At 72.9% G+C, this 26,490-nt stretch carries 26 protein-coding genes; 10 read left to right on the plus strand and 16 right to left on the minus strand.

All coding sequences use genetic code 11. The features are described from left to right. Nucleotides 1-56: 56 nt before the first annotated feature. On the plus strand, nucleotides 57-623 hold the full coding sequence (locus tag A6035_RS07680) for a hypothetical protein (RefSeq protein ID WP_108847296.1): 567 nt from the start codon (nucleotides 57-59) through the stop codon (nucleotides 621-623). 12 nt (nucleotides 624-635) lie between these two features. Here A6035_RS07680 and A6035_RS07685 read toward each other — a convergent pair whose 3' ends face one another. Then, nucleotides 636-1,133, minus strand: a complete 498-nt coding sequence (locus tag A6035_RS07685) for a hypothetical protein (protein WP_108847297.1) — start codon at nucleotides 1,131-1,133, stop codon at nucleotides 636-638. 243 nt (nucleotides 1,134-1,376) lie between these two features. Between A6035_RS07685 and A6035_RS07690 the strand changes: the two genes are divergently transcribed. After that, nucleotides 1,377-2,126, plus strand: a complete 750-nt coding sequence (locus A6035_RS07690; protein WP_159149771.1) for a YqjF family protein — start codon at nucleotides 1,377-1,379, stop codon at nucleotides 2,124-2,126. Nucleotides 2,127-2,232: 106 nt separating this feature from the next. Further along, nucleotides 2,233-2,721: a pyridoxamine 5'-phosphate oxidase family protein gene (locus A6035_RS07695; protein ID WP_159149770.1), complete on the plus strand. Its 489-nt coding sequence runs from the start codon at nucleotides 2,233-2,235 to the stop codon at nucleotides 2,719-2,721. A 62-nt stretch (nucleotides 2,722-2,783) separates the two neighbouring features. Here the strand turns inward: A6035_RS07695 and A6035_RS07700 are convergent, their stop codons facing one another. Next, nucleotides 2,784-3,308 (minus strand): DUF309 domain-containing protein, encoded by a 525-nt coding sequence (locus A6035_RS07700; protein WP_108849142.1) that lies wholly within the window; start codon nucleotides 3,306-3,308, stop codon nucleotides 2,784-2,786. 70 nt (nucleotides 3,309-3,378) lie between these two features. Between A6035_RS07700 and A6035_RS07705 the strand changes: the two genes are divergently transcribed. After that, complete coding sequence (locus A6035_RS07705) at nucleotides 3,379-4,554, plus strand: RtcB family protein (RefSeq protein ID WP_108847300.1); 1,176 nt, start codon at nucleotides 3,379-3,381, stop codon at nucleotides 4,552-4,554. A 540-nt stretch (nucleotides 4,555-5,094) separates the two neighbouring features. Here A6035_RS07705 and A6035_RS07710 read toward each other — a convergent pair. Both A6035_RS07710 and A6035_RS07715 read right to left on the minus strand, forming a co-directional pair. Further along, nucleotides 5,095-6,609: an amidase gene (locus A6035_RS07710; protein WP_108847301.1), complete on the minus strand. Its 1,515-nt coding sequence runs from the start codon at nucleotides 6,607-6,609 to the stop codon at nucleotides 5,095-5,097. 73 nt (nucleotides 6,610-6,682) lie between these two features. After that, nucleotides 6,683-7,162 (minus strand): DoxX family protein, encoded by a 480-nt coding sequence (locus A6035_RS07715; RefSeq protein WP_108847302.1) that lies wholly within the window; start codon nucleotides 7,160-7,162, stop codon nucleotides 6,683-6,685. A 61-nt stretch (nucleotides 7,163-7,223) separates the two neighbouring features. Between A6035_RS07715 and A6035_RS07720 the strand changes: the two genes are divergently transcribed. Further along, on the plus strand, nucleotides 7,224-7,658 hold the full coding sequence (locus A6035_RS07720) for a MarR family winged helix-turn-helix transcriptional regulator (protein WP_108847303.1): 435 nt from the start codon (nucleotides 7,224-7,226) through the stop codon (nucleotides 7,656-7,658). Nucleotides 7,659-7,682: 24 nt separating this feature from the next. Here A6035_RS07720 and A6035_RS07725 read toward each other — a convergent pair whose 3' ends face one another. Both A6035_RS07725 and A6035_RS07730 read right to left on the minus strand, forming a co-directional pair. Next, nucleotides 7,683-8,318: a GyrI-like domain-containing protein gene (locus tag A6035_RS07725; RefSeq protein ID WP_108847304.1), complete on the minus strand. Its 636-nt coding sequence runs from the start codon at nucleotides 8,316-8,318 to the stop codon at nucleotides 7,683-7,685. After that, entirely contained in the window at nucleotides 8,308-9,960 is a 1,653-nt protein-coding gene (locus tag A6035_RS07730) for an ABC-F family ATP-binding cassette domain-containing protein (RefSeq protein WP_108847305.1), read from the minus strand. Before A6035_RS07730 ends, A6035_RS07725 begins: the two co-directional genes overlap by 11 nt. A 255-nt stretch (nucleotides 9,961-10,215) precedes the next feature. On the opposite strand from A6035_RS07730, the gene A6035_RS07735 reads away from it, so the two are divergent. Beyond that, nucleotides 10,216-10,419, plus strand: a complete 204-nt coding sequence (locus tag A6035_RS07735; protein ID WP_007633914.1) for a sigma factor-like helix-turn-helix DNA-binding protein — start codon at nucleotides 10,216-10,218, stop codon at nucleotides 10,417-10,419. A gap of 7 nt (nucleotides 10,420-10,426) precedes the next feature. Further along, nucleotides 10,427-12,202 (plus strand): FUSC family protein, encoded by a 1,776-nt coding sequence (locus A6035_RS07740; protein WP_108847306.1) that lies wholly within the window; start codon nucleotides 10,427-10,429, stop codon nucleotides 12,200-12,202. Between the two features lie 47 nt (nucleotides 12,203-12,249). Here the strand turns inward: A6035_RS07740 and A6035_RS07745 are convergent, their stop codons facing one another. The 4 genes from A6035_RS07745 to A6035_RS07760 form a co-directional block, all read right to left on the minus strand. Next, nucleotides 12,250-12,711, minus strand: coding sequence for a PaaI family thioesterase (locus A6035_RS07745; RefSeq protein ID WP_108847307.1), 462 nt, complete (start codon nucleotides 12,709-12,711; stop codon nucleotides 12,250-12,252). 63 nt (nucleotides 12,712-12,774) lie between these two features. Further along, entirely contained in the window at nucleotides 12,775-15,123 is a 2,349-nt protein-coding gene (locus A6035_RS07750; protein ID WP_108847308.1) for an ATP-binding cassette domain-containing protein, read from the minus strand. A 67-nt stretch (nucleotides 15,124-15,190) separates the two neighbouring features. Beyond that, the gene (locus A6035_RS07755; RefSeq protein ID WP_108847309.1) at nucleotides 15,191-16,903 is read right to left on the minus strand and encodes an alpha/beta hydrolase; all 1,713 of its coding nucleotides are present in this window, start codon (nucleotides 16,901-16,903) and stop codon (nucleotides 15,191-15,193) included. Between the two features lie 14 nt (nucleotides 16,904-16,917). Continuing rightward, the gene (locus A6035_RS07760) at nucleotides 16,918-17,334 is read right to left on the minus strand and encodes a hypothetical protein (protein ID WP_327512990.1); all 417 of its coding nucleotides are present in this window, start codon (nucleotides 17,332-17,334) and stop codon (nucleotides 16,918-16,920) included. A gap of 128 nt (nucleotides 17,335-17,462) precedes the next feature. On the opposite strand from A6035_RS07760, the gene A6035_RS07765 reads away from it, so the two are divergent. Continuing rightward, nucleotides 17,463-17,807, plus strand: a complete 345-nt coding sequence (locus A6035_RS07765) for an RNA polymerase-binding protein RbpA (protein WP_108847310.1) — start codon at nucleotides 17,463-17,465, stop codon at nucleotides 17,805-17,807. Between the two features lie 89 nt (nucleotides 17,808-17,896). On the opposite strand, the gene A6035_RS07770 is transcribed toward A6035_RS07765, so the two are convergent. Genes A6035_RS07770 through A6035_RS07780 form a run of 3 tightly spaced genes read right to left on the minus strand, consistent with a single transcriptional unit; the run spans nucleotide 17,897 to nucleotide 21,246 of the window. Further along, nucleotides 17,897-18,676: a polyprenol monophosphomannose synthase gene (locus A6035_RS07770; RefSeq protein WP_108847311.1), complete on the minus strand. Its 780-nt coding sequence runs from the start codon at nucleotides 18,674-18,676 to the stop codon at nucleotides 17,897-17,899. Beyond that, a complete protein-coding gene (gene lnt, locus A6035_RS07775) occupies nucleotides 18,677-20,308 on the minus strand; it encodes an apolipoprotein N-acyltransferase (protein ID WP_244192574.1) in 1,632 nt (543 codons plus the stop codon). It lies immediately after the preceding gene. An 8-nt stretch (nucleotides 20,309-20,316) separates the two neighbouring features. Then, nucleotides 20,317-21,246 (minus strand): amidohydrolase, encoded by a 930-nt coding sequence (locus A6035_RS07780; RefSeq protein ID WP_108847313.1) that lies wholly within the window; start codon nucleotides 21,244-21,246, stop codon nucleotides 20,317-20,319. Nucleotides 21,247-21,328: 82 nt separating this feature from the next. Between A6035_RS07780 and A6035_RS07785 the strand changes: the two genes are divergently transcribed. Continuing rightward, nucleotides 21,329-22,351: a hypothetical protein gene (locus A6035_RS07785; RefSeq protein WP_162533990.1), complete on the plus strand. Its 1,023-nt coding sequence runs from the start codon at nucleotides 21,329-21,331 to the stop codon at nucleotides 22,349-22,351. Here A6035_RS07785 and A6035_RS07790 read toward each other — a convergent pair. Together A6035_RS07790 and A6035_RS07795 are read right to left on the minus strand one after the other, a co-directional pair. Next, nucleotides 22,343-23,680 carry a cobalt-precorrin-6A reductase gene (locus A6035_RS07790; RefSeq protein WP_244192575.1) on the minus strand — a complete coding sequence of 446 codons (1,338 nt, stop codon included), beginning with the start codon at nucleotides 23,678-23,680 and terminating at the stop codon, nucleotides 22,343-22,345. The genes A6035_RS07785 and A6035_RS07790 overlap by 9 nt on opposite strands. Beyond that, nucleotides 23,677-24,456: an SDR family NAD(P)-dependent oxidoreductase gene (locus A6035_RS07795; RefSeq protein ID WP_108847316.1), complete on the minus strand. Its 780-nt coding sequence runs from the start codon at nucleotides 24,454-24,456 to the stop codon at nucleotides 23,677-23,679. The genes A6035_RS07790 and A6035_RS07795 overlap by 4 nt, the downstream gene beginning before the upstream one ends. Before the next feature lie 63 nt (nucleotides 24,457-24,519). Here A6035_RS07795 and A6035_RS07800 point away from each other — a divergent pair, with 63 nt between their 5' ends. After that, a complete protein-coding gene (locus A6035_RS07800) occupies nucleotides 24,520-24,927 on the plus strand; it encodes a pyridoxamine 5'-phosphate oxidase family protein (protein WP_108847317.1) in 408 nt (135 codons plus the stop codon). A 437-nt stretch (nucleotides 24,928-25,364) separates the two neighbouring features. On the opposite strand, the gene A6035_RS07805 is transcribed toward A6035_RS07800, so the two are convergent. Further along, a complete protein-coding gene (locus A6035_RS07805) occupies nucleotides 25,365-26,471 on the minus strand; it encodes a M24 family metallopeptidase (RefSeq protein ID WP_108847318.1) in 1,107 nt (368 codons plus the stop codon). Between the last annotated feature and the right edge of the window lie 19 nt (nucleotides 26,472-26,490).

The raw sequence follows: 26,490 nt of genomic DNA on the forward strand, positions 1-26,490 counted from the left end.
CCAGGTAGATCGAACGCCGGCTGAACCGAACGCCGCAGAGACCACAGGAGGCCGACATGCCGTACACCGCCGACGATCGACCCCCGCACAGGTCGAGCGAGGAGCTGCGCGCCCGGATCCCCGGCTGGGGGGCGGACCTGGACCCCGCCGACCGCCCCTCGTACCCCAAACTGCGCCGGGACCTGGAGACCGGCGCGCACTGGGACTTCCCCGAGCGTCAGCCCGAGCGCACTCCCCGGGAGCGCTCGATCGAGCATCGCCACCTGACCCCGGTGTTCGGGACGGCCCAGCCGCTGCACGGGGTGTCCGGGATGATCCGGCGCAGGGCCTACCAGTACGGGGAGGACAAGACGTACCGGTGGCTGATGCTGCTCGGCGCCGACCGGGTGGACGCGGTGGGGAGCCACGTCCGGTCGCTCGTCACGCTGCGGCCCGACAACCCCGTCACCGAGACCGGCGTGGTCACCGAGTTCACTGCGGGCGGGCTCTCCTCACGGGTGGGGAAGAAGCGCTACGACGTGCGGCACCACTGGATCGACCCGATCCTGGTCGGCGGACCGTGGGTGCTCGCGGCGGGCGCGGCGGCGGGCGGGATCGCCGCGCTCCGCGCGCTGAAGGACTGAGGGGCGCCGCCGCTAGTGGCTGTGGCGCCCCCGTCGTGACACCAGCGTCGGGCGGAGCGCCCGCTCGGCGATGAGCCCGGTGGCGGCGGAGAACACCGCCTTGTGCAGCACGTCGACCGCCAACTCCCGGCGCGGCCAGGTGGCCGGGGGAGCACCGACCCCGGTGGCGTTCTCGAGGGTCTGGTCGACGCCGAGGCGGATGATGGTGTGCCACGCGGTGGCGTGGGCGCCGCGGATGCCGGTGACCGCCCAGACGCCGCGGAGTGCGCCGAGCGAGGCCGCCGTACCGTAGTGCATCGCGTGGTTCCAGGTGGTGGGCTTGGCATCGTCCCCCGGCGAGCGACCCAGGAGGGTCAGGAGCGTCCGCGCGGGCACGAACGAGTTCGGGCGGCCGGTGACCGCCTGCTCTGCCTTTTCTCCGGCCGTCATCACGCCGGCTCCGGCGAGTCCGGCGAGGGCGCCCGTACCGGCGGCGCGCAGGAGGGCGCGGGTCCTGGTCTCTGACTGCATGCGGTGCCTCCCGTTGGTTCGGTGGGGTGGTGGCGCCACCGTAAACCGGGGCGAACAGGACGTCCACCACACGCCGACCGGGGAGGCTCGCGTCATCTGAACCGCCTCGCCGAGAACGTCCTGTCACGGGCGCCCGCCAGCGATCAGACGACCGCCGGCGCGGTGATCCGGGCTGCGATCGGAGTGGACATCGGCTGCGCCAATGGTGGCCGCCCCGCGCTGCCACTCATTACGCTGAGGCTGGTGAGTGGCAGACTCCCCGACCAGCCGATTCGCGTGCCGGCGAACCTCCAGCGCTGGGAGCACCTCACCTTCCTCCACTGGCGTTACGACCCGGAGACGGTGCAGGCGTTGATTCCGCCGAGTCTGCGGGTGCAGTGTTGGGACGGCTCGACCTGGGTGGGGATCACGCCGTTCCGCATGGTCGACGTACGGTTGCCGAGCCTCCCGCCCCCGCCACCATGGCGTGAGTTCCCCGAGCTGAACGTCCGCGCCTATGTGCGGGGTCCGGATGGGCGGGACGGGATCTGGTTCCTGGGCATGGCGGTGCCGCGCGTGTCGTTCCTCGCGCCTATGCGCGCTGCGGGACTGCCGTACGAGCGATCGCGCTCAGAGGTCTCGATCGTCGACTCGCGGTGGTCCTACCGCTTCGAACCGCCGCGCCGGATGCGGCGGCTCGGCGGCGACCCCTTTGCGGCGGTGGTGGACGTGGGGGACGAGCTCTCCGAGCACGGGCGCACGCCGTTGGTGGATAGCATCACCGGCAGGTGGTCAGGCTTCCACCGGCGCGGCGGCATCCTTCTGCGGACGCCGATCGCGCACGAACCGTGGCCGCTGCGCTCCGCGACCGCCGACGGCGACCTCACCCCACCGCTGCGGTGGTCGGGCCTACCCGAACCGGCGGAACCGGCGGTGGTGCATGCCGCGCAGGTGGTCCGCACCTCGCTCGGACCGCCACGTCCGGTGCGCCGAGTTCGGTCGGACGGTTGGTGACATCCACAGGCGGGCACTGGAAGACGGCTCTCTGTGACGACCCGAGAGGATCGCCGGCGCGTACGTTGGATGGGGACCGATGTTCCACCGTGGAAAGGCACGTTTCATGTCAGATGACACAAGATCGCCCGAGCAGATCGTCGCGGACCTGATCGAGAAGTCGCCGATCTGCATGATCACCACCATCGGTCCCGACGGTCGCCTGCTGAGCCGCCCGATGACGCGCCAGAACTCCGACTTCGACGGCACGCTGCGGTTGCTCGCTCCCAGGGACGGCGACCTCGTGTCGGAGATCGCGAGTAACTCGCACGTCAACGTCTCGGTGCAGTCCTCGGACGGTTTCGTCTCGGTGGCGGGACGAGCGGTCGTCGACGACGACCGGAACGCGGTGGCCGAGAACTGGAGCCCTGCGGTCGACGCCTGGTTCCCCGACGGTCCCGAGCAGGCCACCTCGATCCTCGTCCACGCCGACTCGGCCGAGTACTGGGACTCGAGCGGCTCGAGCATCGCCCACATCGCCTCGTTCGTCCGCGCGGTGGTGTCCCGCGACGACCGGACTCCCGATATGGGCGACAGCGGCACCGTCGAGCTGTAGAGCCGGCTCCGCGACCACTCTCTCCGCCCAGTGCCCCGGACCTCCTGGGAGGGGAGTGACGCTCACCCCTGCGCCGATGTCCCGCCGTCGGGATCGCGACGTACGACGAGTCGCGGCCTCAACCGTTCTGGAGCAGGGGAGACGCCCTCTCGGAGGCCGGCGATGAGGTCGTGGGCGTAGGCGACCAGCCCCGTTGCATCTACCCCGTGCGGTGCCGGGCCGTCACCGTGCGCGAGGCGCTCGGCCGCGCGCTCGAGCAACGCCATGGCTCCCTTGGGGTTGCCGCGCTGGATGTGGGTGATGCCGACCGCCAACTGGGCGAGACCCTGCCACAGGAGTCTCTCGTCGGCGGGACCGCTCTTCCACGCGCCCTCCAGGACCTCGTGGGCGTGGAACGCGCGGCCCCGGTCCAGCAGGTCCTGCGCCCACGCCAGGGACTCGGCGGGCGGCAGGTCGAGGTCCTCGGGAATGCGCTCGACCCCCACGCTGCCCGGCGGTAGCGGGCGCCCGAGCTCGTCGCGTGGGCGGGCGTTGCGCGCGCGACCTTCCTCATCGCGGTCACGATCCGAACGGGGAGGGGTGGACATGGCGCCATGGTCCCACCCGGTGTCGCCCGAGTGCCACCACGTGGCGGCCCGGAACCGGGACAATGGAGGCATGCCAGTCACTCTCGCCCCGAATGTGCTGTCCTGGGCGTCGGCGATCGACGAGACGACAGTAGACCAGGCGGTGGCCCTCGCGCGGCTGCCGATCATCCACCCACACATCGCACTCATGCCGGACGCGCACGCCGGCAAGGGGTCCGCGGTGGGCACGGTCATCCCGACAGTCGAGGCGGTCATCCCGGCCGCGGTCGGGGTCGACATCGGATGCGGGATGGTGGCCGCGCGTACCCGGTACACGGAGTCCGACCTGGACCGCATCGACCTGAGCACGTTGCGCGACCGGCTCGAGCGCGCGATCCCGCTGTCGCCGGGCAACTACAACAAGGCCGTCCGGCACGACCACACACGGGAGCGGGTCCGCGAGCTCGAGATGCTCGCCGACTCCGGCGGCGTCGACCTGTCCCACTCGCCGAAGTGGCGCGAGCAGCTCGGGAGCCTCGGCGGGGGGAACCACTTCATCGAGCTGTGTCTCGACGAGTCCGGAGCGGTCTGGTGCTTCCTGCACTCCGGGAGCCGCGGGGTGGGCAACAAGATCGCCCAGAAGCACATCAGGATCGCCCAGGCGCACTGCGCGGAGCGAGGCATCCAGCTCGAGGATCGCGATCATGCGTACCTGGAGCAGAGCACCACCGAGTTCACCGAGTACCTCGCCGAACTGAGATGGGCGCAGCGTTTCGCGCGACTCAACCGAGACGAGATGATGGATCGCTTCCTCGCGGAGTTGGCCCGCATCTTCCGCGACGACGACGCCGGCGAATCGCAACGCGTCAACTGCCACCACAACTACACCGAGAAGATCGCACTCGACGGCAGGGAAGTGTGGCTCACCCGCAAGGGCGCCATCGACGCGAGCGAGGGCCGCATGGGGTGCATCCCGGGATCGATGGGCACCCGCTCGTACATCGTCCGCGGCAAGGGGAACGCAGACGGGTTGTTCTCCGCGCCGCACGGTGCCGGTCGTCGGATGTCGCGCACACAGGCCAAGAGGCGGTTCAGCGCAGCCGACCTCGACGCGGCGATGCAGGGAATCGTCTACCGGCCCGGCGATGCGTGGGTCGACGAGATCCCCGCCGCCTACAAGGACATCGACCGGGTGATGGAGGATGCCGACGACCTCGTCGAGATCGTGCACACCCTGCGGCAGGTGATGAACCTCAAGGGGACGTAGAGGGAATTCCGGGGCAGCGCCTACTTTACATAATGTAGATTATCGGCACTTGAGGGATCCGGCGGTCGGGCCAGAAGGGGCCGGCGACGCGCGACGTGACGTGGCCGCAGGTCTGGACCCTGCGGGCTCGCGATGACCCGCCGTCCTCGAGTGGCGGACTAGACCGCGATGTCGTCCGCCCTCTCGGGTCGCGAACCTGTCGCCGGCGACACTGTCGATATCGCCGGACCTGCCGATGCCGCCTGTGCCGCCGGCCCGTCGGCTCCGGGCTCCGCCACGGCGCGCTCGCGCTCCGCGTCGTCGTGTCTCCCGGCTTGTGCGCCGTCGGCGTCTCGCGTCGCCCGCCCGGCGGCGACTGGGCGCCGTGCCCGGTCCGGGTCGGCATCGCCATCCTCGGCCCCGGTGCACGACCCGCGGGCGTGCCAGCCGATGTCGCCGAAACGTCACGGGTGACGAAACGCGGGTAGGTCCGAGGTCGCGCTCGATACGATGCTCGGCGGCCCCGTCCGGGCGCCGGTCGCGCCGCTCCGGTTCGAGACGTCACATCCTTGATGCGGCGTTGCCGACCCCGTCGATCGCACCCGGCTGGCGATCGGCCCACGGCAGGACCTGCTCGAGCTGCCCGGCGATCCGCAGAAGCCGGCTCTCCCCGCCGAGGGGCGCGACGAACTGGACCCCCATCGGCAGGCCCTCCGGCGTCCAGTGCAGTGGAAGCGACATCGCCGGCCGCCCGGTGAGGTTGGCCAGCTGCGTGTACGGAACCCAGCTCAGGTTGTCGTTGATGATCGACTCCGCGAACCCGGAATGGCGCAGTAGCGGCGCGGTCCGGGTCGCCAGCAGCGCCTCCGCGCTCCGGGCGGCCCAAGGCGGGGTGTCGAGGGCGCCGACGAGCGGTGGCAGATCCGCGAGGCCGGGCGTCATGAGCAGGTCGTAGTCCGAGAAGAAGGCGGTCAGCTCGCGCGCGTAGTCGTCGCGACGCATCACCGCGGCGAGGTAATCCACGCTGCTCTGCGACCTGCCCAGCGCGGCGACGATCCGGGTGTCCGTCTCGAAGTCCCGGTCGCGGCACCCCGTTCGCCGCCGCGTGCTCTCCACCGTCCACGCGAGATACGCGAACCAGCTGGTGAGGAAGTCGCGGGCCAGCGCGAGATCGTCGACGGGTTGCGCCTCGAGGATCTCGACGTGATGGCCGAGCTCCTCGAGCGCACGGCCCGCGGAGTCGACCGACGCGAGGGCCTCCGGGTGGGGCGAGGCGTTGATGGAGGACGCTGTACACAGCCCTATCCGCAGGCGACCCGGATCCGCGCCGACCTGGGAGTGGAACGTCTCGGGCGGCACCGACGGCACATAGGGGCCGCCCGGCTCTCCCCCGGCGAGGACGTCCAGCATCGCCGCGGTGTCGCGCACGGTGCGCGAGACGACGCCGTTGGTCGCCGCGCCGTGCATCGCCTCCCCGCGTACCGGGCCCATCGGCACCAGGCCGCGGCCGGGCTTGAGGCCGACCAGTCCGCAGCAGGCGGCCGGGATCCTGATCGATCCGCCACCGTCGCTCGCGCCCGCGACGGGCACGATACCCGCCGCGACGGCGGCCGCCGACCCCCCGGAGGACCCGCCGGGGCTGCGGCGCGTATCCCAGGGGTTCCGGGAGGGGCCGAACAGCGCCGGTTCGGTGACGGCCTTCGCGCCGAACTCCGGGGTGTTGGTCTTGCCGAAGACGACCACGCCCGCGTCGAGCCACCGCTGCACGACGGTCGCGTGCTCGGTCGCCGGTACCTCGGCGAGGGACCGGGACCCGCCGCTGGTGGGGACGCCACGGTGGTCCTGTCCGAGGTCCTTGAGCAGGAACGGCACACCGGCGAACGGTCCCGTCAGCTCCTCGGCGGCCCGCGCGCGTGCCTGGTCGTCCATGCGTCGGACGATGGCGTTGAGCTGCGGCGCCACGAGGTCGGCCCGCTGCGTCGCGGCGTCGAGCAGCTCCCCCGGTGTCACCTCACCGCCGCGGACGAGGGCGGCGAGACCGAGGGCGTCGTGATTCCGGTACTCGTCGAAGCGCATGGGTGTCGAGTCTACGCATGGAGGCCACCGGAGACGGCCGGTCGACGACGGATGCGGTCGGCGGAGGGACCCGTCAGCGGCGGGCCCGGGCCCGCCATGCGCGCCACGCACCGGTGGACCACAGGGCCCACGCCACGAGGACCGGCTGGACGAACAGCCGGATGAACCGGTCGCGGTCGGTGTCGAGGCCGAAGGCGTCGGTGCCGGTCACGTACTGCGAGATGTTGCCCGGGAAGATCGCGACGAAGAACGCGGCGGCCACCCCGCCCACAGCGGGACGGAAGCGGGTCGGAGCGAGGATGAGCGTGGCACCGAGGCCCAGTTCGACCACGCCGGACGCGACGACGACGAAGTCCGGGTCGAGTGGCACCCACGTCGGGACCTGGGCCCGGAACTCCTGCCGCATGGTCGTGAGGTGGCCGGTGCCCGCGCCGAGCAGAGCGGCGCCGAGCGCCCAGCGGCCGACGTGGCGCGCCGCCTCCCCGATGCGCCGACCCTTGCGGGGCGACGACTGCGCGGGTGCGGTCCGGTGTGACTGAGGGAGATCGTCCATGCCGAAAGTGTTGCGCACAACTGAGTTGAGTGCAACCGGTGATTTCGGGATACTGGGACCCATGCCCGCCGATCTCCGCCTCGACCACCAGGTCTGCTTCTCCCTCTACGCGGCCTCGCGCGCCTCGACCTCGGCCTACCGGCACGCCCTCGCCTCGGTCGGACTCACCTACCCGCAGTACCTCGCCCTGCTCGCCCTGTGGGAGGAGGACGGCCTCACGGTCCGCCAACTGGGCGACCGCCTCCACCTGGACTCTGGCACCCTGTCCCCGCTCCTGGCGCGCCTCGAGAACGCCGGGCTCGTCGCCCGCTCGCGGTCCGCCGACGACGGCCGGAGCGTCCACGTCCACCTCACCGAGTCCGGCGAGAAGCTGCGCGCGGAGGCCGAGGCCATCCAGTGCTCCCTGCTCGGAAGGCTGGACATGTCGGAGGAGGACCTGCTGCAACTGCGCACCCTCGCCCAGCGCCTCGTCGACTCTCTCGAGGCCAGCGCGTAACAAACCCGGCGCGGCGGCGCCGGCTCAGCCGGACGCGACGGGCTGGCGGAGGATCGTCCTCAACCTCGCGGGCTCGACCCTGCGCGGATCCGAGAGATAGATCTCGTGATGGTGGCCGGACAGCACGGCGCCCCGGCCCGCGATGGCCTCCGCGTGCATCCGCGCGATCACCGGACCCTCCTCGTCATAGGGCCCCACGTGCAGCGTCTGCACTGCCGTACCCTCCGCGAACCGGGCGAACCGCACACGCTCACCGGCGTCCGAACCCCTCGTCGTCGTCACCCTCTCCCCTGCGGCGGCTACGACCTCCGGCGTGATCCACTCCGGCTGCCAGATCATCATCGTCCAGTTCCACGCGTCCTTGTCCCGGGCGGTGAACACCCGCGGATCGTCGGCGTACCAGAGCCCCTCGAGCGGGCCCACGGTGTGGACCCGCCCGAGCTCCGACTTCGCGATCGCCCGGATCGCGTACGACAGGACGTACAGCGACTCGACGGCCGTGCGGTAGGCCAGCGCGGTGTTGGGGTCGCCGCGGCCGTCGACCCGGAGGAACCACATGGGCGGGACCTCCACCGTGTCGACGCGCCCGACGCGGCCTGAGTACAGGTCGCGTCGCAGCGTCTTGATGTCGACGCTCCCGGGGTTCGCGCTACCGGACATGCGCAGAATCTACTCCCGACGGCGCCAGGGCGAGGGGCGGCCACGACGACAGGTCCCGCAGGAGCTGACGGTCGTGGGTGGCGACGACCACCGCGCAGGATGCGGTTGTCAGTGCCTCGGTGAGCCCGTCCACCAGGGTTGACGCCAGGTGGTTGGTCGGCTCGTCCAGGATCAGCATCGCGGGCCGCGCGGCCAGGCACAGCGCGAGGTGGAGGCGGCGCTGCTGGCCCTGCGACATCCGGCTCACCGCGGTGGCGGCGGCGCGCGGGTCCAGCAGCCCGGTCGACGTCAGTCCCGGCGCGTCGTCGCGGCCCAGCCGACCGACGTGCTCGGTGTAGATCTGCGTCGCGGTCCGTCGAGGATCCCACTGCGGCACCTCCTGGGACAGGTACGCGACCCGCGCGGCGGGACGACGATCAACAGTGCCCCTGTCCGGATCGAGCTCCCCCGCGAGCAGGGCGAGCAGCGTCGACTTGCCCGCCCCGTTCGGGCCGGTGACCAGCAGTCGGTCGCCGGTGTCGAACGACATCGAGACCGGCGCGCGCAGCCGTCCCGAGACGGCGACCTCCCGGCAGGTCAGCACCCGCTGCCCGGCGGGGACGTCCCACGCCGGCCACCGGAACCGCGGCGGAGGTGGCGGAACGGTCACGCGGTGACGCTCGAGATCCTCGCGGCGGCGGACGAACGCCCGGACGGTGCCGGCCGCGCGCGTAGACCTCTGATGTTTGCCGTGGCCCTTCTCGGGGCGCCACCCGTCGCGGAGCCGGTCCCGCGCCTCGTCCGCGGCGCGGGCGAGTCTGACCTGCTCGTCGAGCTGCTCGGTGTGGGCCTGCTCCCACGCGGATCGCACACGGCGGCGACCCTCGAGCCAGCCCTCGTAGCCGCCACCGAACACCAGAGGCCTCCCGTCCGGGCTCGGGTCGAGGTCGCAGAAATGTGTCGCCACGTCGCGTAGGAGCGCCCGATCGTGCGAGACGACGGCGACCCCGCCGGGGTGCGCTCGCAGCCGGTCGGTGAGGAACTCCAGCCCGGACGCGTCGAGATGGTTGGTCGGCTCGTCGAGCAGCAACAGGTCGTGGTGCGCGCCGAGGACGCAGGCCAGGCGGACACGGTAGCGCTGCCCCACGGACAGCGACGCCAGTGGGCGCGCGCGGTCATCGCACGCGCCGAGCCCGGCGAGCGCGACGTCGACCCGGCGGTCGGCGTCCCACGCGTCCAGTGCGGTGGCCAGCTCGAGCGCGGCCGCGTACTCGTCCTCGGCGCCGGGCTCCCCGGCCCCCAGCGCGTCGGCGGCGGCGTCCAACGCGCGCAGTGCGGCGAGGCTGTCGGCGATCTCCTCGGCGACGAGGTCGCCGACCGTGCGAGCCGCCGGGGCGTCCAGGTGTTGGTCCACGGTCCCTATCCGCCCGACCCGCGAGATGCTGCCGGAGTCCGGGCGGTGGCGCCCGGCCAGGACGCGCAGGAGCGTCGTCTTGCCCCGACCGTTCTCCCCCACCACGGCGAGCCGCGATGTCGCGGAGACGGTGAGGTCGACGCCGGTCAGGACGGTGCGGTCGCCGAGCGTCGCCGCCACATCGGTCAGGCGGATGTGTGCGCGGTCGCCCGCGGGGAGTCGGTGAGTGTGGTGCTGGTGCTGGTGCACGGTGCCCTCTTCGGCTCGTCGTGGAGCCGGGAAGCACGAGATGGCCGCCCGGCGTGTGCCCGTGGACGGCGTGCAGAGAGTGTGTCGAAGGTGGTCTCCGCCGCCGTCAGCGGCGGGACCAGGGCTTCATGGTGATGGCACCGGGATACATGCCCGGAAGTGTATCCGGGCCCGCCCCGCGACGCACCCCTCGGCGTCAACCCCGGTTGACATCGGCGGCTGTGTCAACGTAGGTTGACGGGTGAGGTGGTGACAGTGGAGACGACGTTCGACTTCAGCGCGGAGGACTCCCCCGTCGACAGATTGGCCGCCATCGCGCGGGCCAAAGCCGAGATCGCCCGCGAGGAGGCCGCCGCGGTGCGGTTCGCCCGGGTACACGGTCTGAGTTGGGCGGAGATCGGCACGGTTCTGGGGGTGAGCAGACAGGCACTGCACAAGCGATTCGGAAGGACGGCCTGAGGAGCGCATGGCGAGGACGCGAACCGGAGAACTACTGCGACCACTCGTCACGTTGGCCCCGAGTCCCCCGCGACTGCCCAATGCGACCAAGGCGGGACTCACCGTCCTGCTCTGCCTGGCGGTCTCCATGCTGCTGGGGCGCTTCGACCTGGGGCTACTCACCGTCACCGGGACCTTCGCGGTCCTCTACGCCCCGGCCGCGCCGCTGCGTCGTCGCGCCGCGACCGTCGCCGGCATCGGACTGGGCCTGGTCGTCGCCACCTCCCTCGGCGCCTTCACCGCCGGCTCCCACCTCGCCTTCGCCGTGACCGCGGTGCTGCTGGCGACCGTCACCGCCGGGGTGTGCCTGGCGTTCCGCGTCGGGCCGCCCGGGTCCTACTTCCTCGTGCTGACCGCCGGAATCGCGTACCTGCTGGTCGGCGAACACGGCACCGAACCCCTCCTCGTCCCGGCCATGACCGCGGTCGGTGCCGCCGTGGCGTGGCTGGTGACCATGGTGGACCTCCTCCCCGATCCCCGCCGGCCGGAACGTCGAGCGGTGCGCCGCGCGCGGGACGCGGTCGCGGCCTACGCGGCCACCGAACCGGGGCCCGACAGCCGACCGCAGCACCGCGCCGCGGCCCACGCGCTCGCCGACGCCGAGGAGGCCGTCGCCGAGGGGATGTGGACTCCCTCCGAGTCGATCAGCGCCGAGCTCGCCGCCGCCCACCGCGAGTACGACGCCCGCGCGGCGCGGGCGAGCCGACACATCGTGCCCGGCGACGACCCCGCCTGGGATCCGCGCAACCCCGACGCCGGCCGGTGGCTCGAGGGGGACCCCGAGTCCGCAGATGTGGAGATGCCGTCCGCCGCCGCGGCCGAGCGGGCCGAGCGGGAGTTCGTCCGCGACGAGCGCAGACACATCGGGTCGCTGCGACGGCGGCTGCGGAGCGGGCTTCGGTGGCCCGGGGAGCCGTGGGCGGTGGCGGCGTCGGTGGGGATCGCCACCGCGGTGTCGATCGTCCTGCTCACCCTGTTGGCCGGATCCGATCAGCCGCACCTGTACTGGGTGATCGCCTTCTCCGCCCTCGTCCTGCACCAGGGCGGGCCCCGCGCGGCACGGACCTACCGCGCACTGCACCGGCTGACCGGCACCGTCGCGGGGCTCGGCGTGTTCCTGCTGGTCGCCCTGCTGCAACCGTCGGGGTGGTGGCTCATCGGGCTGATCGTGGCTCTGCAGTTCACGATCGAACTGCTGGTCACCCGGAACTACGGACTGGCGGTCACGCTCATCACCCCGCTCGCCCTGCTCATCGCCTCCGGCGGCGACGTCCCGGACCAGCCGCTGCCCCTGGTCGGCGAGAGACTGCTCGACACGGTCGTGGGCGTGCTCGTCGCCCTGGTCGTCCTGTGGGGGCTGGGTCGCCGGGCGCACCACGGAGCAGTCCGTGCCGACACCCGACGTGTACTCCGCGAGATCGCCGAGTACACGCGTGGCGACGAGCAGACCCAGGACGAACCGACGCTGGCGTCAGCGCTGCGCGACCTCAACAGCAGCAACTCGCTGCTGATCGCGGACGGGCACGGTGACTCCCCGGAGTCGCGGACCGCGGAAGCGGTCACCTACGCCGGGTACCTCATGCTGGGCGCACGCGACCGCGACGCCGTTACGGGCACGGCCGAGGAGTGGTCGGACCTCGCCGACCTGGAGCTGCCCTCCGGGTGGCGGCCCGCCGCGTCGGACGACTCCGCCGACGCGCGGATCCGCGAGCAGTGCCGACGGGTGGGCGCCGGACTCGACTGAGCCGGCCCGCCACCCCCTACGGCACGCCGCTCCCCGGCCGGCGTGCCTCAGCCCGCGGCGGAGTCGGTGGCGGCGGCACCCCGGGCATCGTCCGGGCGGTCGACGTTCTGGAGCCGCAGCTGACCGCGGGCCAGCACCTTCCCGGTCTCGGACTGTGTGATGACCACGTCCCAGAGTTGCTGGCTACGCCCCTGGAACAGCGCCTCGGCGGTCACCTCGACCCGCCCGCCGGTGGAGGCGCGCAGGAAGTCGGTCCCGTTGTGGACGCCGACCGCGACCTGACCGCGGTCGGCGACGGCGAACCCGGCACCCGCGCCGCCCGCGGACTCGACGATGCTCGCGTACACGCCACCGTGCACGGTTCCCCAGTCGGTGAGGTGGTCTGCGCCGAGGTCCGCGTGTCCGCGCAGTGACGTGGCGCTCACCTCGTCCACGACGAGGCCGGAGACGCGGACGAACGTGCTCGCGGCGGCGGACGAGGAATCAGGGACAGCGCGGGAGTCGGACATGATGTCTTTCTACCCCCGGGCGGCGCGGTGGGCGGCGCCCGGCCCCCGGCCCCGGGGCGGCCGTCACCCGCCGACGTAGCGGGCCAGGTACTCCCCGGTCAGCGTCGATGCATCGGCGACGAGGTCGGCCGGGGTGCCCTCGAACACGACGCGGCCGCCGTCGTGGCCCGCGCCGGGGCCCAGATCGATGATCCAGTCCGCGCGGGCCATCACCGCCTGGTGGTGCTCGATCACGATGACCGACTTGCCCGCGTCGACGAGCCGGTCGAGCATGCCCAGCAGGTTCTGCACGTCCGCGAGGTGCAGGCCGGTCGTCGGCTCGTCGAGCACGTAGATATCGGCCTTGTCCGCCATCTGGGCCGCCAGCTTGAGGCGTTGGCGCTCGCCCCCGGACAACGTGGTGAGCGGCTGGCCGAGCCGCACGTATCCCAGCCCGACGTCGCGCAGGCGTACCAGGATCTTGTGGGCCGCAGGGATGCGCGCCTCGCCCGCCGAGAAGAAGTCCTCCGCCTCGGTCACGGACATCGCCAGCACCTCGCCGATGTTGCGCTCCCCCAGGCGGTACTCGAGCACCTCGGCCTGGAAACGACGGCCCTCACAGTCGTCACACGTCGTGGCGACACCCGCCATCATGCCGAGGTCGGTGTAGACGACTCCCGCGCCCTTGCACGTGGGGCACGCGCCCTCCGAGTTCGGGCTGAACAGCGCAGGCTTGACGCCGTTCGCCTTCGCGAACGCCTTGCGGATGGGCTCGAGCAGGCCGGTGTAGGTAGCGGGATTGCTGCGACGCGACCCCCGGATCGCCGACTGGTCGATCGCGACGACGCCCTCCCGCGGGGACACGGAGCCGTGGATGAGCGAGCTCTTGCCCGAGCCCGCCACACCCGTCACCACGCACAGCACCCCGAGAGGGATGTTCACGTCCACGTCACGCACGTTGTGCGCGCTCGCCCCGCGTACCTCGATCCACCCCGCCGGCGCGCGAACCGAGTCCTTGAGAGAGGCGCGGTCGTCCAGGTGGCGGCCGGTGACGGTGCCGCTCGCCCGCAGCCCGTCCACCGTGCCCTCGAAGCAGATCTCGCCGCCCTCGGACCCGGCGCCGGGGCCGAGGTCCACGACGTGGTCGGCGATCGCGATGGTCTCGGGTTTGTGCTCGACCACGAGGACGGTGTTGCCCTTGTCCCGCAGGCGCAGCAGCAGCCCGTTCATCCGGTCGATGTCGTGCGGGTGCAGGCCGATCGACGGCTCGTCGAACACGTAGGTCACGTCCGTCAGCGCGGACCCGAGGTGGCGGATCATCTTGACCCGCTGGGATTCGCCACCCGACAGCGTGCCCGCCGGCCGGTCGAGCGAGAGGTACCCGAGCCCGATCTCCACGAACGAGTCGAGCGTGTGCTGCAACGACCCCAGCAGCGGGGCCACGGACGGCTCGTCGAGCCCGCGCAGCCACTCGGCGAGGTCGGTGATCTGCATGGCCGAGACGTCGGCGATGTTGTGCTCGCCGATCCGCGAGGACCGGGCGCCTTCGTTGAGTCGCGTGCCGTCGCACTCCGGACACGTCGTGAAGACCACGGCCCGCTCGACGAACGCCCGGATGTGCGGCTGCATGGCCTCGACGTCCTTGGACAACATCGACTTCTGGATCCGGGGGATCAGTCCCTCGAAGGTCACGTTAATGCCGTCGGCCTTGATCTTCACCGGTTCCTTGCGCAGGAGGTCGTCCATCTCGCGCTCGGTGAACTCCCCCACCGGCTTGTCCATGTCGAAGAACCCGGACCCGGAGTAGATGCGGCCGTACCACCCGTCCATCGAGTAGCCGGGCACCGTGATGGCTCCCTCGGCCAAGGATTTCGAGCGGTCCACGAGCGCGTCGATGTCGAAGTCAGAGACCGCCCCGCGGCCCTCGCACCGCACGCACATACCGCCGGTGATGGTGAACTCGGCCTTCTGCCGGGTGCCGTCGGCCTTCTTCAGTGTGCCCACCCCGGAGGCCGACGCGACATTGAACGAGTACGCCTTGGGTCCGCCGATGGCGGGCCGGGCGAGCCGGCTGAACAGGATCCGCAGCATCGCCCCGGTGTCGGTCGCCGTCCCCACCGTCGACCGCGGGTCCGAGCCCATCCGCTCCTGGTCCACGACGATCGCGGTGGTCAGCCCCTCCAGCACGTCGACGTCCGGCCGGGCCAGCGTCGGCATGAACCCCTGGACGAACGCGCTGTACGTCTCGTTGATCATCCGCTGCGACTCCGCGGCGATCGTCGCGAAGACCAGCGAACTCTTCCCTGACCCGGAGACCCCGGTGAAGACGGTCAACCGCCGCTTCGGCAGCTCCACGTCGACCGAGCGGAGGTTGTTCTCCCGCGCGCCGAGGACGCGGATGATGTCGTGCGTGTCTGCGGTGTGGGTGCTCATCGCGGTTCTCCTCGGCCGGTGCTCTCCAGGGGCAACGTTAGACCGCGGGCCCGTGGCGAGAAAGAAGTCAGCCGCGGTCCTGATTCAGCATGGCGACGGCGTGCAGTTCGGCGAACCGCTGGAACTCGTCGTCGTCCCACTCCTCGCGGCCCGTCGCGGCCGCCCACCCGTCGAGGATCTGGTGATCGTAGAGGTGGCCGTAGCCCTGCGACCCGCCGACCGCGTTGCCGAGGTCGGCAGTGACCTGGAAGAACGTGAGCACCGGCATGTAGAACATGCCGGGGTGGCGGCCTTTACCCGGGGGTTCGGCCAGCCACGCGGGGCGGTCGAACAGCAGATCCGGAGTCCACCACACCACCGGGTCCGTCGCGTGCTGAACGTACAGCACGTGCGGCGGGATCCACGGACTGTCGTCGCCGCGCGACTCGGCCGGGTCCTCGGAGAAGCGCACCAGCAGGCCGTCGGCGTACACGGGCTCGGTGACCGGGGTGCCCGGGTCGCGGCGCTCGACCAGCGAGTGCCAGATGCGGTTGGAGTTGGGCGGGCCCATCCACAGCACGCCGTCCACGGTGGCGCGGATGTCCCGGATCCCCGAGAACGCCGCCTCCCCGGCCTGGGTGCCGAGGCTCTCGCCATAGACATAGAGCTCCGGCCGCGGCAGGCCAGGGGGCAGCGAGTCGCGCCACTCCACCACCGACTCGACGAGCGAGCGCCCGGCGGCCTCCGCTTTCTCGCGGTCGGCGAGGAACGAGATCCAGCTGGGCAGGAACGAGTACTGCGTGCCCACCGTCGCGACGTCGCCGCCGGAGAGCAGCTCGATCGCCTGGGCCGCGTGCGAGTTGATCCACCCGGTGCCGGTGGTCGGCACGATCACGACGGACTCCCGCTCCCAGGCCCGCGTCCGGTCGAGCTCGGCCACCACGAGGTCGGAGCGCTCGTCGTCCGTGGGCGCGGACTCCAGGCCCGCGTAGGCCCGGATCGGCTCCTTCGCCTCCTCGCCGAGCAGGTCGCTCAGCGTCTCCCGGTCGACGCCGCCGCTGACGAATCGCCGGCCCTGCAGGCCCAGGTCCTCGAAATCCACGAGTGAACCCGGGCCGCCTGACTTCTCGGGCTCGCGCGGCGGGCGGGCGTCGGGCAGGTCCTCGTTGTTCTGGGCGCTGAAGATCTGGTTGGCGGCGTCGAAGAACAGGCGCGGCACCAGGCCCTGGACCATGCCCAGCAGCAGCGCGGCCGCCACCACGACCCCCGCGAGCCGGGCGGTGTACTCCCCGATCCCGAACCGGCGGCGCACTGCGCGGACGAACGCCCGGTACGCCACCCGTAGACCCCGGGCGGCGATCAGCAGCGCGACGAAGAGTCCCAGCGCGACCCACGGGATGCGCATGTAGTCCGCCCACGGCGGGCGCGGCGACTCGACGAGATCGGAGACCTGGTCCTGCCAGCGGATCGCCGTGGCGGTGGCCGTGATGAGGTAGACGACCAGCACGTACGGCGCGGACAGTCGCGCGAACGCCAGGAGACGGTCCCCCAGCGCGATGACGTCGGGATGCAGGCTGATGCGGGGCGCGACGACGCGCCGCCACAGCGTCCGGAGCGCCACGCCGACACCGTAGCCGACCAGCATCGACACGCCCGTGACGATGCCCTGGTAGTGCCACGCCCGCGGCAGCAGCGACGGCATGAGCGAGACCCACGCCGCGAGCGCGGCGACGATGAGACCCGTGACGGAGGGGCGCCACCGGTCCCACCACGTCCGCAGGACCTCGCCGACAGCGTTCACCGTAGCTACTCGGGTCACCGCAGCCGCTCGGCCCGGCGCGCGGCCGCCACGAGGTCCTCCGACATGCGCGCCAGCTCGGCCGGGTCCTCGCCCTCGGCGATCGCGGTCCGCAGGTCCTCGCACGCGCAGCGCAGCTGGAACATACGATCCATGAGATCGGTGGACTCGGCCTCGGACAGCACGACCGTCCCCTCGGGCAGATCCTGCATCCGCAGCGATCGGCGCTGCTCGTACGCACGCTGGCGGCACGAGCGACGGCAGTATCGGCGCCGCCGTCCGGTGCCGCCCTCGTCGACGGGCCGACCGCACCACGCGCAGGACGCCTCGCCCCGCCGCGGGGCGGGGGGCTCTGCCCGGACGTCGGAATCCACGGATGAAAGGGTACCCAGGTCGCCCCCGAGGTGGCCCGCGGCGTCGGGACGTGGGAACATTTGGGGGTTCCTCTGGCGTTGATACGAGCAGGAACCACGCAGCGTCGTGTCGATCCGCAGAATTGACCGCAGCGCGGTGACGTGACCGCAGTGCTTTGACGCAGACGAACACGGCAGAAGGAGTTCGCATGGCAGATCGAGTCCTCAGGGGCAGCCGCCTCGGAGCGGTGAGCTACGAGACCGACCGGGACCACGACCTCGCGCCCCGCCGCATGGCCCGGTACCAGACCCCGAACGGCGAGGTCTACGAGGTGCCGTTCGCCGATGACGCCGAGATCCCCGGCACCTGGATGTGCAAGAACGGCCAGGAGGGCCAGCTCATCGACGGCCCCGCGGCCGAGGTGAAGAAGGGCAAGCCGCCGCGCACCCACTGGGACATGCTGCTCGAGCGGCGTTCCCTGGAGGAGCTCGAGGAGCTCCTCAAGGAGCGGATGGACCTGCTCAAGAAGCGGCGCCGCGCCGGCGCGCGCTGAGCCACCGGACGGCATGACGCCCCGGTCCCCTTCCGAGGGGGCCGGGGCGTTCTGCGTCGGCGGGGCTCACCGCCCGGCTGACGGAGGACTCAGCGCCCGATGAGTGCTCGCAGCTGCGCGCGGCGCTTCTCCCAGCCCCAGCGGGCGACGTTGACCGCGGCCTCGCGGAAGATCGACTCGCTCATCTTGGAGTGCCCCACGGTGCGCTCGGTGAAGGTGATGGGCACTTCCACCACACGCCGCCCGTTGTCCAGCAGCCGCCAGCTCATGTCGATCTGGAAGCAGTAGCCCTTGGACTCGATGGAGTCCAAGTCGAGTTCGGCCAGCGCGTCGGCGCGGTAGGCGCGGTAGCCGGCGGTGATGTCCTTGATGCCGACGCCCAGCATGACGCGGGAGTAGATGTTGCCGCCGCGGGAGATGACGTGGCGCTGCCACGGCCAGTTGACCACGGAGCCGCCGGGGACGTAACGGGACCCGATCGCCAGGTCGGCGCCGCCGTCCACGGCCTCGAGCATGGCGGGCAGGCGCTCGGGCGGGTGGCTGCCGTCGGCGTCCATCTCCACCAGCACCGTGTACCCGCGCTCGAGTCCCCAGCGGAACCCTGCGATGTAGGCCGCGCCGAGGCCCTGCTTCCCGGCGCGGTGCAGGACCGAGATCCGGCCGCGCGGGTCGTCGGCGGCGAGCCGATCGGCGACCTCCCCGGTGCCGTCGGGGCTGTTGTCGTCGGCGATGAGGACCGACACGTCGGGGGCCGAGGCGAGCAGTCGCTCCACGACGCCGGGCAGGTTGTCCCGCTCGTCGTAGGTGGGGATGATCACCAGCGTGCGCGCGGAGGGCGCGCGGCCGCCCGGCGTCGTCGGTTCGGTCACTTACGTCTCCTCGTGTCGGGTCACGGGCCGTCGGCGGGTGTGGACCAGCGCCCAGGCCAGTGCGACGAACCCGACGAGGCAGCTCACCGCCTGCGGGACACCGCCCAGTCGGGTTGCCACTGTACCGACCCCGCCGACCTCGACCTGAGCCGCCAGCACCGCGGGCTCGAAGATGCCGGTCTCCTGCCGCACGTGCCCGTCGGGGCCGATGACGGCGCTCACACCGCTGGTCGCGGCGATGAGGACGGGCACGTCGTGCTCGACCGCGCGCACCCGGGACATGGCCAGTTGCTGGTACGTCATGGCCGAGTGGCCGAAGGTGGCGTTGTTGGTGGGGACGGTGAGGATCTGGGCGCCGCGCGAGAGGGGTTCGCGGGCGGCGGCGTCGAACGCGATCTCGAAGCAGATCGCCACGCCCAGCTCGACCCCGTTCGCGGTGACGAGCCCGTCGCCGTCCCCGGGGACGAAGTGCCCGGCGGACTGCGCGATCGGGAAGAGCGCCTCGAACAGGCCGCGCATCGGCAGCCACTCGCCGAAGGGTTGGATGTACTTCTTGTCGTGTCGGTCGGCGACCGGGTCGGAGCCGGCACCGGCACCGGCACCCTCGGAGTCGTCGGCGCCCTCGCCGGCACGGGCGTCCCAGACGAGGGTGGAGTTGGTGGCCTCGCGGCCCTGCCCCGTGGGCAGGACGGTGCCCACGAGGATCGGCGCGTCGAGGCGCCGGGACAGGGCGCTGATCTGCGCGCCGGCGAGGCGGTCGTCGAGCGGCGAGATGTCGGAGGCGTTCTCCGGCCACAGCACGAGGTCGGGGCGCGCGACGGTGCCGGCCTCCACGTCGTCGGCGTAGTCGGCCGTGACGTCGAGGTGGTTGTCGAGGACCGCGCGGCGCTGCGCGTTGAAGTCCAGGCCGAGGCGCGGGACATTGCCCTGGATCACCGCGACCTCCACGGTCTCGGTGTGTTCGCCGGTCGGGGTGAGGGCGGCGCCGGCGACCAGGCCCACCGCGACGAGCGGGACCGCCAGGAGGCCGGCGGCCGCGCGGACGGGCCGTCGCCCGCTGTCGGCGTCGCGGCGTACCAGGAGGACGACGGCCACGCCGAGGGCGGCGCCGAGCGCGGAGACGACGAACCCGAGCAGCGGCGTCCCGCCGAGCGAGGCCAGCGGCAGCAGGGGGCCGTCGGCCTGCCCGAACGCCAGCCGGCCCCACGGGAAGCCTCCCCACGGCCACGACGACCGGACCCACTCCCACACCGACCACCAACCGGCCACGCCGAGCACTGCGCCGAGCGCGCGTGCGACGGGCCGCGGGCCGGGGTCGAGTCCGGCGCGCAGGATGACCACGGTTCCCGCGCCGAACGCGGCCAGGTAGAGGGCCTCGACCAGCGACAGGCCCCAGGAGGCGTAGGCGCCGACGTACATGCCGACCCACGGAACCAGCAGGAGGAAGAAGACCAGTCCGGAGACGAGGCCGAGGAGGGCGCCGGTGCGCGCCCGGGGCGGGTGGTCGCCGGAGGGAGCCATGACGACGACGAGGAGCGCGATCGCGAGAACCGCGGTCCACCACAGACCGACCGGGGGGAACGAGGCGGCCAGCAGCGCGCCGGAGGCGGCCGCGAAGGCGAGCCTCGTCATCAGGGGCATCAGACCGCGGGGCCGGCGGGCAGGCCGTCCACGACGAGCGCCCGGAGAACGGGGTCCGGGCCGGTGAGGTCGGGCATGGGCGGCACCCCCGACCGCGGATCGGTCGACCAGCGCTGCACGGCGTCGTCGGCCGCGACCACGGCCAGCTCGCCCGTCTCCCATCGCGCGAAGGTGGCGGGCGCGCCCGGGGTGAGGGTGCCGGCCGCACCGTCGCGGGCCCCGGAGGCGCGGCGCGCGCCCCGGGTGGTGGCGGTGAACGCGGCCCGCGGGGACAGCCCGCGGCCGCCCTCGACGGTGGTCAGGGCGCGCAGGGCATCCCACGGGCGGACCTCGTCGCCGACCCGGGTCGACGCCGCCAGCGCGACGCCGGAGGCGGCGATGCGCACGAGGTCGGTGCCCGCCAGGTCGTCGACGAGCGGACGCAGCAGCACGATCGCGCCGACGGCGGCGAGGGCGGCGAGGGTCTCGTCATCCGGGGCCGCCGTCCCGCCGGACACCGCACCGATGAGGACCGGGGCGCACCGGGCGACCGCGGGCCCGCCGAGTTCGTCGGCCAGGCGGGTGAGTCCCGCGGCGACGCGCGTCGGGTCCGCCCCGGCGCCGAGGACGACCCGCTCCCCCGCGCGCACCTTCTCCTCGACCGCGGCGGGGTCATCGAGGGTGTCGGGCACGGGGCCCTCCGTCAGTGCGGCCGGGACCACCCCGCGTGCGGCGGCGGCCGCGAGGTCGAGCCCGTCGGCGAGGCACTCGACGAACGCCGGGGCGACCCAGTCCCCCGCCAGGTCGACCCGCTCGGCGTCCGGGAAGAGGGCGGGCCCCGGGGCGTCGGAGCCAGCCCACACGATGAGTCCGTTCTCGTGCGCCAGTGCGGTGGCGTCTCGGGAGGCGGGCGTGAGGACGCGGCCCCCGGTGGCCAGGAATGCGGTCATGCGTCAGATTATCCCCGAGCACGCCCGGGCGCCCGGCCCGCCCACCCCCCTGTGGTCGGGCCGGCCGATACTGTGGTCCGCCATGGACGACTCCGCCGCTGACCACCACCCCGGCCCCCGGAACGTCTCCGCGACCACCGACGGAGACAGGGCCCGCCTGCACTTCCCCGGCGGCCGCCTGCGCCCCTCCGACTGGACCGCACTGGCGGCCCTCGCGGCCGACCACGGCGGCGCCGTCCACACGGTCGCCGGCGGCGGGCTCGAGCTCCGCGGGATCGAACCCGAACCGGCCGGTGGCGTCCAGCAGGACGGCGATGATCCCACCGCGCGCCGGCTCTGGGAGCGCGCCACGGATACCGGCCTCCTGCCCCCGGGCGGTCCGCGCCGCCTGCCCGTCGTCCTCGCCTCGCCGCTGGCCGGCCTGCTCGACGGCCACCACGACCTCGCCGACCTGCCCGATCGGCTCTCCGCGGCGCTGGCCGGCCACACCGGGATCGACGCCCTCGCGGGCCGCCTCCTGCTGGGGCTCGACGACGGCTCGGGGGACGTCCTGGCGCACACCCCCGACCTGGCCGCCGTCGTCGACGGCCCAGGCGGCACCGCGCGGATCCACGTCGCCGGCCGGGCGATCGCCGTCCGGGTCCCCGTCGACCACGCGGCGGTCGTCCTCGCGGACGTGGCAGCCCACCTCGCGCGCTCCGCGGGCCCGGCCGACGTGCCCGCGTCCGGGGAGCTGCACGACCTCGTCGTCGTCGCCCTGGACTCCCACCCCCTCACCACCACGGTCACGCGGGACGCCGGCGCGCGGGTCACGTCCCCCTCTACCCCGGTAGAGCGGCGGCTCGCGGCCGCTCCCCCGACGGTCGGGTGGGTCGACACCTCCGACGGGCTCGTCAGCCTCCTCGCCGTTGTCGCGGAGGGCGCCATCCCCGCGCGGCTCGCAGAGTTCCTCGGCGCCGTGGAGCGGCCCGGCACGGTCTCGGCGGACGGGGTGATCGGACTGCACGGGCTCACCGAGGGGATGGCCGAGCAGGTCGTGCGGGTGCTGGCGCCGATGGGGATGATCTTCGACGCGACCTCGCCGTGGGTGACCGGATCAGCGTGAGCCGAACCGCCCGACCAGCCAGCGGGCGGCCTCGTCGACCGAGTGCACGGTCTCGGGGGCGGGCGGCGCCTCCGGCCGGTCGACCATCACCACCGGGATACGGAGGTCGCGGGCGGTCGCCAGCTTCGCCGCCGAACTCTCGCCGCCACTGTTGCGCGTGACGAGGACGTCGATCCGGTGCCGCGACATCAACGTCCGCTCGGAGTCCTCCCCGAACGGCCCGCGGTCGAGCACGAGCAGGTAGCGGTGCGGCAACGGTCCGGGTGGCGGCTCCGAGCAGCGGATGAGGTACGAGCCGCGGGTGTCGCCGGCGAACGCGGACGCGCCCTGCTTGCCGACGGTGAGCATCGGGCGGCGGAACCGCTCGGCCACCACCTGCGCGGCGGTCCGCGTGTCGGGGACGCGGATCCACTCGTCGCCGGGGCGCTCGGTCCATGGCGGGCGGTGCAGCCGCAGCAGCGGAGTGCTCGTCTCCGTGGCGGCGTGGACCGCGTCGGTCGAGATCTCGTCGGCAAACGGATCGGTCGCGTCGATCACCGCGCTCACCGCGTTCTCCCGCAGCCAGTGCGCCAGGCCCTCGGCACCGCCGAACCCGCCGATACGGACCTCACCGCGGGGCAGCCGCGGGCGCGTGACCTTACCGGCCAGCGCGGTCACCACGTCCAGCCCGGCGGTCACCATGAGATCGGCCAGCCGCCGCGCCTCGCCGGTGCCGCCGAGGACGAGGATGAGGCCCGGGTCGCCGCTCGGCCCGCCGGACGGGGGCGCCGCCTGCGCGGTGACCGGGCTGTCGACGGTCGTGGGGGCGGTCGGTGTGGGGTGGGCGGCGGGTGCAGCTGGGGCGGGTGCTGCCGAGGGCGCTGTCGGGGCCGATGGCGTCCGGTCCGCGGGTGCTGCGTGGCCGGCTGCTGAGGCGGCGGGCGCTGCTGGCGTCGGCGCTGTCGCTGCGGGGACCGCGCGGCCGGCCGCCGGGATCCCGGGCACGAGCTCCCACTCGATCTCCGCGGCGTCGAGGGCGCGCGTGTGCGCGGCCAGCCCGGGGTGCTGCGCCGGGTCCCCGGGGTAGAGCCGCACGACCCGGTCTCCGCGTTCGACTGCCTCGTGGATCCGCGCCGCGGCGTCCTCCGGCGAGAGATCGGTGGCGTCGACGACCCGGGCCGTCGGCGGGCACAACGACAACGCCGCGCCCACGTCGGAGTCGCACAGGCAGGTGCCGCTCAGGGCGATCAGCCGGGACGCGCGGACCGTGAGCAGGTCGACCGGACCGGGGCCCGTGCCGATGAGGTGGACGGCCGCCGGGTCGGGACCCGGCCGTGGCGGAGCGCTCACCGCGGCATCCGCCTCCACACGGGCTGCGGTACGAGCCGTGCCACGGCGAACATGACCCGCAGCTGCCACGGGATCCACACGACCCCGGCCCGCCGCTCGAGCACCCGCTCGACCACCGCGTCCGCCACCTGGTCCGGTGTCGACGAGAACGGCGCCGGATCCATGCCCTCCGTCATCCGGCCGATGACGAACCCGGGGCGCGGGATCACCAGGGTGACTCCCGTGCCGTGCAGCGCATCGGCCATCCCGGAGGCGAAACCGTCCAGCCCGGCCTTCGCGGAACCATAGACGTAGTTGGCGCGTCTGACCCGCTGCCCGGCCACCGACGAGAACGCCACCAGCACACCGGTCCGGCGCGGTTTCATCCGCTCGGCCAGCACCGTGAGCAACGCGGCCTGCGCCACGAAGTCGGTGTGCAGGATCCGGGCCGCGGCGCGGGAGTCGCGCTCGGCCGCCTCCTGGTCGCCGAGGATCCCGAACGCCAGGACGGCGATGTCGATCGGCCCGACGCGGGACTCGATCTCGTCCACGACGGTCGTGTGTGCGTCGAGGTCGTCGGCGTCGAAGTCCACGAACTCCACGGCCGCCGCGCCGGCCTCGACGAGCGGGGCCTCGAGCGCGGACACGTCGCCCCCGGGGCGGCTGACCAACACGACCGTCCGGCCGGGTGCGAGGCGGTGGGCGACGGCGAGGCCGATCTCGCTGCGGCCACCGAAGACCACCACGACCTCTCCGCCGGACGCGGGCCGGGACGACGGGGTTTCAGGTGTGGGCATGCGCCCAGTCTCCCACGCACGTCCCCGCGCCCTGCGCCGAGTCGCTGTGGCAGGCTCGGCGGCATGGCGCACACCCTGGCAGAGCTCTCCGACGAGGCGCACCGGTTCCTGTCCGAGTACCACCTGGGATCGCTCACGACGCTCCGGCGCGACGGGTCCCCGCACGTCGTGGCGGTGGGTTTCACCGTGGACGTCGAGGGCGGGTTGGCTCGCGTGATCACCCGGCGCGGCTCCCAGAAGGCCCGCAACGCCGCCCGGGGCGGACGCGCCGCCGTCTCACACGTCGACCGCGGTCGGTGGCTGACCTTCGAAGGCACCGCCCGGCTGCTCGATGACCCCGAGGCCGTGCGTGAGGGAGAGCGCCGGTACGCCCTGCGCTACCGCGAACCGAAGCCGAATCCCGAGCGGGTGGTCGTGGCCATCGAGGTCGACCGGGTTCTGGGTTCGGCGCAGATGTTCACCGGCGCCTGACCTCGGTCGCTCGGGCGTGGTCGCTTGGGCGCGGTCGCTTGGGCGCGGTCGCTCGGGCAGTCGTGCGCCGGGCGGGCGCTGGGTGGGCGGCAATGCTGGGCGGGCGGCAATGCTGGGCGGCGGCAGGCGGCCTCCGAGCGCAGCCGCACGCGAACATGGCGTCTCGCGCGCACCGCGAGGTGGGCGAGACGCCATGTTGAGGGGCGGCTGCGGTTCTCGCGTGCATTCACGGGAGCGAGACGCCAGGTCCGGGAGCGGCTGCGAGGGCAGCGACGGGGGCGAGACGCCATGTTGAGGGGCGGCTGCGGTTCTAGCGTGCATTCACGGGGGCGAGACGCCAGGTCCGGGAGCGGCTGCGCGAACGCGGCCGCTGGCGCGTTCGCGGGCGGCCCTGATGCCGAACCCGCGGCGGCTCGGGCGCCGGGCCACGCCGGCGGTCAGAGCACCCGCAGGCCGCGCTCGCCGGTGTTGAGGTCGCGACGGCCGTCGGCGGTCACCGCGACGATGTCCTCCAGCCGCGCGCCCCACTGCCCGGACCGATAGATGCCCGGCTCCACGGAGAACGTCATCCCCTCCTCGAGCACGGTGTCGGCCCCGGGCATAGCGAACGGCGGCTCGTGCAGCCCCAGTCCGATCCCGTGGCCGGTGCGGTGGATGAACAGCTCTCCCAGGCCGGCGGCGGCGAGGTGCTCGCGGGCCGCTGCGTCGACCTCGCCGATCGCGACGCCCGGACGCACGGCCTCGCGCGCCAACCGCTGCGCCTCCTGCAGGACCTCGTAGCTCTCGGCGACCTCGGCGGAGGGCTCCCCCATCGAGTACGTCCGCGTGCAGTCCGAGTGGTACCCGCTGGGCAGCGGGCCGCCGATGTCCACCACCACGATGTCGCCGGACTCGATCACCCGGTCAGATACGCCGTGGTGCGGGTCGGCGCCGTGCGGGCCCGAGCCAACGATCACGAACTCCGCGTGCGTGAGCCCCTCGGCCTCGATCGCCGCCGTGATGAGTTCGCCCGCCTGCTCCTCCGTCCGGCCCACCCGGAGGAACTCCCCCATGCGGGCGTGCACGGCGTCGATACGGCGGGCCGCCTCGGCGAGCTGCTCCACCTCGTCCGGGGTCTTCACGGCCCGCACGTGGTCGATCACCTCGGAGGCGAGCACCACCTCGCCGTCGACGCCGTCACGGAGCGGCACCAGGTGCAGTGCCGGCAGCGCGCTGGAGACCGCCACCCGCCCGGCGACCTTCCCCGCCACGAGCGGCACGGGGTCGGTCCCGTCGGACCACGGGTGGATCGCCGCGCCCACGCGCTCCGCGGCGCGACGGGAGAAGTCGGTGAGCTCGAGCGCGGGCAGCACGAGCAGCGGCTCCCCGCCGGCGACGGGCACGACCAGCGCGGTGAGTCGCTCGTGGGAGTCCATGCGCTCGCCCGTGAGGTAGGACATGTCCTCGCCGGAGTACACCACCACGTGGTCGATCCCGAGTGCGCCGGCGCGGTCACGGACGGCGGCCAGGCGGGCGGAGTGCAGCTGCGGGTCGGGAGTCGGCATGCCTCCACACTAGGCGCGC

This window comes from Dietzia lutea (genome assembly GCF_003096075.1).
Classification (GTDB): Bacteria; Actinomycetota; Actinomycetes; order Mycobacteriales; family Mycobacteriaceae; genus Dietzia; species Dietzia lutea.